The organism is Haloparvum sedimenti, from assembly GCF_001462205.1.
Lineage (GTDB): Archaea > Halobacteriota > Halobacteria > Halobacteriales > Haloferacaceae > Haloparvum > Haloparvum sedimenti.
Genome location: NZ_LKIR01000121.1, coordinates 178589 through 184371, shown reverse-complemented (window position 1 = coordinate 184371; position 5783 = coordinate 178589). Strand labels below are relative to the sequence as shown.

Below are 5783 nucleotides of genomic sequence, written 5' to 3'. Positions count from 1 at the left end.
CCACGTTGTCGTAGTAGCGGAGGATGTCCTCGTTGATCGTGGGCCGGACCGACTCCATGGCGCGCCGGAAGTGCTTCATCTCGACCTCCTCGGCGTCGTCGTCGTCGCGGAGCGCCTCGATGGCGGCCTCGCGAGCGATTCCCTCGAGGTCGGAGCCAACGTAACCGTCGGTGATCTCCGCGACCTCGCGGAGGCTCACGTCGGGCGCGAGCGGCGTGTCCTGCGTGTGGATCTCGAGGATGCGCTCGCGGCCCTCCTCGTCGGGCTGGCCGATCATGACGAGGCGGTCGAACCGGCCGGAGCGGAGGAGGGCGGGGTCGATCATGTCCGGGCGGTTGGTGGCGCCGATCACCATCACGTCACCCATCTCCTCCAACCCGTCGAGCTCGGTGAGGAGCTGGTTGACGACGCGTTCGGAGACGTTGTTGCCCATCTCCTGTCCGCGGGAGGGCGCGAGGCTGTCCAGCTCGTCGAAGAAGATGATCGTCGGCGAGACCTGCCGCGCCTTGCGGAAGGTCTGTCTGATCGCCTTCTCGGACTCGCCGACCCACTTCGAGAGGAGCTGTGGCCCCCTGACGGAGATGAAGTTGGCGTTCGTCTCGTTGGCGACCGCCTTCGCCATCAGCGTCTTGCCGGTCCCGGGCGGGCCGTACAGCAGGACGCCCTTCGGCGCGTCGACGCCCATGCGGTCGAACTTCTCGGGCGAGGTGAGCGGCCACTCGACGGACTCCTGGACCTCCTGTTTCGCCTCGGTCAGGCCGCCCACGTCGTCCCACGAGATCTTCGGGAGTTCGACGAGCACCTCGCGCATCGCGGAGGGCTCGACCTCGTTCAAGGCGCCGTCGAAGTCCTCCCGCTTGACGATCATGCGGTCGATGAGGCTCGGCGGGATGTCCTCCTCGTCCAGATCGATCTCGGGGAGGTAGCGCCGCAGCGCCTTCATCGCGGCCTCCTTCGTCAGGCTCTCGACGTCCGCGCCGACGAAGCCGTGGGTGTCGTCCGCGAGGCGGTCGAGCGAGACGTCGTCCGACAGCGGCATGCCGCGGGTGTGGATCTGGAGGATCTCCTTGCGGCCGACCTCGTCGGGGACGCCGATCTCGATCTCGCGGTCGAACCGGCCGGGGCGGCGGAGCGCGGGATCGACGGAGTCGACGCGATTCGTCGCCGCGATGACGATGACCTGTCCGCGCGTCTCCAGCCCGTCCATCATCGTCAGCAGCTGGGCGACGACGCGGCGCTCGACCTCGCCGGTCACGTCCTCGCGCTTGGGCGCGATGGAGTCCAGCTCGTCGATGAAGATGATCGACGGCGACTCGTCCTTCGCGTCCTCGAAGATCTCCCGGAGCTGCTGTTCGGACTCGCCGTAGTACTTCGAGATGATCTCGGGCCCGGCGATGGAGAAGAACGAGGCGGAGGTCTCGTTGGCGACCGCCTTCGCCAGCAGCGTCTTGCCGGTACCCGGCGGGCCGTGGAGCAGGACGCCCTGCGGCGGCTCGATGCCGAGCTTCTTGAAGATCTGCGGGTGCTTCATCGGCAGCTCGACCATCTCGCGGACGCGCTGGATCTCGTTTTGCAGCCCGCCGATGTCCTCGTAGGTGATGCCGCCGCCGGTCTTCTCGAAGCCGGAGATCGGCTCCTCGCGGAGCTCGACCTCGGTGTCCTCCGTGATCATGCAGACGCCGTCCGGCTCCGTCTCGACGGCGATCAGCGGGATCGCCTGTCCGGGCGAGCGCATGAAGGGGTGGTTCGTCGAGGACATCACGGGGACGATGTCGCGCTCGACGACCGGCCGCTTGAGGATCTGGCGTTTGACCATGCCGGCCGCGTCGGAGCCGAACTGGACGGACGCCTCCTCCGGCGGGGCCAGCACGAGCTTGTCGGCCGTCTCGGCCTCCGCCTTCCGGATGGTGACGCGCTCGCCGATGCCCACGTCCGCGTTCTGGCGGGTGAAGCCGTCGACGCGGACGGTGTCGGTGTTCCAGTCCTGCCGGTCGGCGCGCCACACCTTCGCGGCGGTGGTCTCGCCGCCCTCGATCTCGATGATGTCGCCCGGCGACAGCTTCAGGTGGAGCAGCGTGTCGGGGTCCAGGCGGGCGATACCGCGACCCGAATCGTTCGGGTACGCCTTCGCCACTTCGAGTTGCACTTCGTTCATGATTGGCTCGCGGGGATACTGCGTAGGTCCGCGCGGTCCGGGGATAAGTCTGTTGTCCCCCCGGACACCGGGTGCTCGACTGGCGATTCCCGGCCGCCGCACGACCACGTCCGTGTGACCATGTAGCACGGTACTGCCCGCGGGTACAAAACCCCGTCGCTGCCGTTGGTTTTTCTCCCATACCCCGCCTCGCGATCCGCGAAGCCGGCCGCGGATCGGCTCCAGTCCCGAGCGGGAGGCTCTTTACCCGGCCGCGTCGACTCTCGGGCATGAGGACGCTCGCGTTCGACGGTCGCACCGGCGCGGCCGGCGACATGATCTGCGCGGCGCTGATCGCGGCCGGTGCCGACCCCGGGGTGCTCCACCCCGTCGAGGACGCGCTCCCCGTGCGCTACGAGGTGGGTGAGACGACGAGGAACGGCATCCGGGCGACCACGGTGGACGTGCTGCTCGCCGAGACCGACGGCGGGCACTCGCACGACCATCACGACCACGGCGAAGCGGGTCATCGGCACGACCACGGCGAGGGCGACCATACCCACCAGCATGCGGAGGGTGCAGGGGTCCACCGCACCTACCCCGAGGTGGTCGAGGCGGTCGAGGCGATGGACCTCCCGACTGGGGTCGCGGAGGACGCGCTCGCCGTCTTCGAACTGCTCGCCGAGGCCGAGGCCGCGGTCCACGGCACGGACCTCGCGGAGACACACTTCCACGAGGTCGGGGCCGACGACGCGCTCGCGGACGTGGTCGGTGCCTGCCTCCTGCTCGACGACCTCGACCCGGACCGCGTCGTCACCGGGCCGGTCGCCGTCGGCGGCGGCGAGGTGGAGATGAGCCACGGCGTCTACCCGGTTCCCGCGCCCGCGGTCGTGGAGATCGCCGAGCGCTCCGGGCTCGCGTTGCGCGGCGGGCCGGTCGAGTCGGAGCTTTTGACGCCGACCGGCGCCGCCCTCCTGGGCGCGCTCGCGGAGCCGGTCGCGGAGCTTCCGGCGACGACCGTCGAGGCGGCGGGCTACGGCGCCGGGCGGAAGTCGTTCCCGGACCACCCGAACGTCCTCCGCGCGGTCGTCGGCGAGGCGCTCCCCGACGGCGGCGAGGAAGGCGACGCCGAGGACGCGGATCGGGGCCACGGTCGTGACCACGGTCACGAAGACGACCACGGGCACCATCACGCCCACGACCACGACGACCGCGACGACCACGACGACCGCGACGACCACGACGACCACGACGACCACGACGACCGCGAGCAGCGCCGACACGGCGGCGGACTCGTCCGCGACGATGTCGCGGTACTGGAGACGAACCTCGACGACGCGCCGCCGGAGGTGCTCGGCGGGCTTCAGGAGACGCTCGCGGACGCGGGTGCACTCGACGTGACGGTGCTGCCGACGACGATGAAGAAGTCCCGGCCGGGCCACCTCGTGAAGGTGGTCTGTAAGCCGTCCGACGCCGCGGCGGTCGCGGAACGCCTCGCACGCGAGACGGGGACCTTGGGGATCCGAGAGTCCGCGGCCGGCCACCGCTGGATCGCCGAGCGCGCGTTCGAGACGGCCGAAGTGGTCATCGACGGCGAGTCCCACGAGGTGGCGGTGAAGGTCGCGTCGACGGCCGACGGCGAGGTGTACGACCGGAGCGCGGAGTACGACGACGCGGCCGCGGTCGCCCGCGAGACGGGCCTCCCGATCCGCGAGGTCATGCGCCGCGCCGAGAACGCGGTCGTGGACTGACCGGGATTCGCTGATACGGTCCACGGGTTCTCTCCGCCGGAGAACCCGACGCCGCTTCGATCAGGAGAGAGCGCCGAGACCGACTCGCGGAGCTCCTGGCGGTGCGGTCGCGGTGCCGTGCCCGTGGGCGCGAGCGCGCCGAGGGGGGTTCCGCGACGCGTACACGCGGCGTTTAACCGCCTCGACCGTCTACGGCGTCCATGTTCGAAGACCGACCGGACCGCGACGCGGAGGTCGTCCTCGTGGGGCGGTCGAACGTCGGGAAGTCGACGCTGATGCGGGAGCTGACGGGCCACTCGTTCGACACGGGCGGGAAGCCGGGGGTGACGCGGCAGCCCAACCACTACGACTGGACGGGCCAGGACTTCATGTTCACCGACCTCCCCGGCTTCGGCTTCATGTCCGGCGTCGAGGACGAGCGCCGCGAGGCGATCAAGACGGACATCGTCCGGTACGTCGAGGAGAACGCCGAGGCCATCCTCGCGGGCGTCGTGGTCGTCGACGGCAAGAGCGCGGTGGACATCATCGACCGCCACGCCGAGCGCGGCAACGTCCCCCACGACGTCGAGATGGTGTCGTTCCTCCGCGACGTGGGGATCGACCCCGTCGTCGCCGTCAACAAGATGGACAAGGTCGACGACCGCGACGAGCGCCTCGACGCGATCTGCGACCGCCTCGGCTTCTACCCGCCGTGGCAGCAGTGGGAGGGCGAGGCGATCGCGCCGATCTGCGCCAAGCGCGGCGACATCGAGGCGCTCAACGAGTGCCTCAGAAACCGCTTCCACGAGGCGAAGCGCGACGACTTGCTGCAGTTCGTAAAGTAGGAGGAGTGGCCGGCCGCCCGCGGCCGATTCATAAGTCCCGCAGCGTCTCCAGACTCTCGTCTAAGTCCTGTGTCGTGACCGCCAGCGAGAACCCGTCGATGGTGGCGAGATCCGCGGCGTGAGGCCACAGGTCGTCCTCCTCGATGCCGTGGAGCACGACCGCGTTCGGCGTCGGGGTGACGACGCGCATCGCGACCAGCGGCGACTCGCCGCGGCTGACGCCGGTGAACACCAGCGCGCGGTTGGTCGACTGCCCGTACAGGCGGTAGAACTCCTCGCTGGACAGGCGGGTGATCGCCTGGATGGAGTTGATCACGGTGTGGCCGTACACGTGGTCGCGGTCGCCGGAGACGATCTCGGTCGCGCCCATCGCCTCGTAGAACTCGTCCATCGGCACCGCGGTCGCGTACTCGCGGAGGTCGTGGACGATGTCGCTCTCGAAGCCCGCCGAGAGCACGCGAGCGTACTGGCGCAGGCGGCCGCCGCCGCGGGCTTCGTCGATGTCGAGCAGGCCGTCGACGGTCCGGCGGACGACGCCGATGCCGGGGCTCTCCCGGCGCCCGCTCTCATAGTCGGAGATCACCGACGAGGAGACCCCGAGCTGGTCGGCCAGCTCCGTCTGAGACACGTCGAAGTCCGTTCGCCACTTGCGCAGCGTGGCTCCCGGGTCGTCGCTCAAGGTGATCTCGCCGGCGATCCGCCGGGCGAGCTCCTCGCGGGCTGTCTCGCTCATGGGCTCACGGTGCGTCCGAGACCCGCAAAAGGGTATCGAAAGGTGGGTACGACACCTGTCGAGTCCGGAGTCGAGCGCGGACGCCCGGTTCCGAACCGCACCGCCCGCCGCCCCGCAGTCGCAACCCTCACGGCCGCGGTCGGCAAAGGCGCCGCATGGAGATCCGACCGTACGCGGACGCGGACGCCGCGGACCTGTGGGCGTGCAAGCGCGCCTTCGAGACCGGCCTCGGCGAGAACACCGGCGGCGAGGAGAAGGCGACCGTCTACGCGGAGAAACTGACCGACGAGTACCGCGAGGACTGGTTCGCGTGGGTCGACCGCTGCCGCGCCTCCGACGAG

4 protein-coding genes and 1 pseudogene are annotated in these 5783 nt (G+C 69.9%); 3 read left to right on the top strand and 2 right to left on the bottom strand.

What is annotated here, in order from left to right; translation table 11 throughout:
- The coding region (locus AN233_RS16415) for a CDC48 family AAA ATPase (protein ID WP_094192414.1) at positions 1-2155 on the bottom strand (2155 nt) is incomplete at its 3' end.
- A 269-nt stretch (positions 2156-2424) separates the two neighbouring features.
- On the opposite strand from AN233_RS16415, the gene larC reads away from it, so the two are divergent.
- Positions 2425-3885, top strand: a complete 1461-nt coding sequence (gene larC / locus AN233_RS08200; RefSeq protein WP_058366306.1) for a nickel pincer cofactor biosynthesis protein LarC — start codon at positions 2425-2427, stop codon at positions 3883-3885.
- Positions 3886-4085: 200 nt separating this feature from the next.
- Positions 4086-4709 (top strand): GTP-binding protein EngB, encoded by a 624-nt coding sequence (gene engB, locus AN233_RS08195; protein WP_058366305.1) that lies wholly within the window; start codon positions 4086-4088, stop codon positions 4707-4709.
- Positions 4710-4737: 28 nt separating this feature from the next.
- Here engB and AN233_RS08190 read toward each other — a convergent pair whose 3' ends face one another.
- Positions 4738-5442 (bottom strand): helix-turn-helix domain-containing protein, encoded by a 705-nt coding sequence (locus tag AN233_RS08190; protein ID WP_058366304.1) that lies wholly within the window; start codon positions 5440-5442, stop codon positions 4738-4740.
- A gap of 155 nt (positions 5443-5597) precedes the next feature.
- On the opposite strand from AN233_RS08190, the pseudogene AN233_RS17985 reads away from it, so the two are divergent.
- Positions 5598-5783 (top strand): annotated as a pseudogene (locus AN233_RS17985) (GNAT family N-acetyltransferase); the annotation flags it as partial.

Coding starts and splice junctions, on each gene's coding strand:
- engB (WP_058366305.1), top strand. CDS start 4,086: ATGTTCGAAGACCGACCGGACCGCGACGCGGAGGTCGTCCTCGTGGGG.
- AN233_RS08190 (WP_058366304.1), bottom strand. CDS start 5,442: ATGAGCGAGACAGCCCGCGAGGAGCTCGCCCGGCGGATCGCCGGCGAG.
- larC (WP_058366306.1), top strand. CDS start 2,425: ATGAGGACGCTCGCGTTCGACGGTCGCACCGGCGCGGCCGGCGACATG.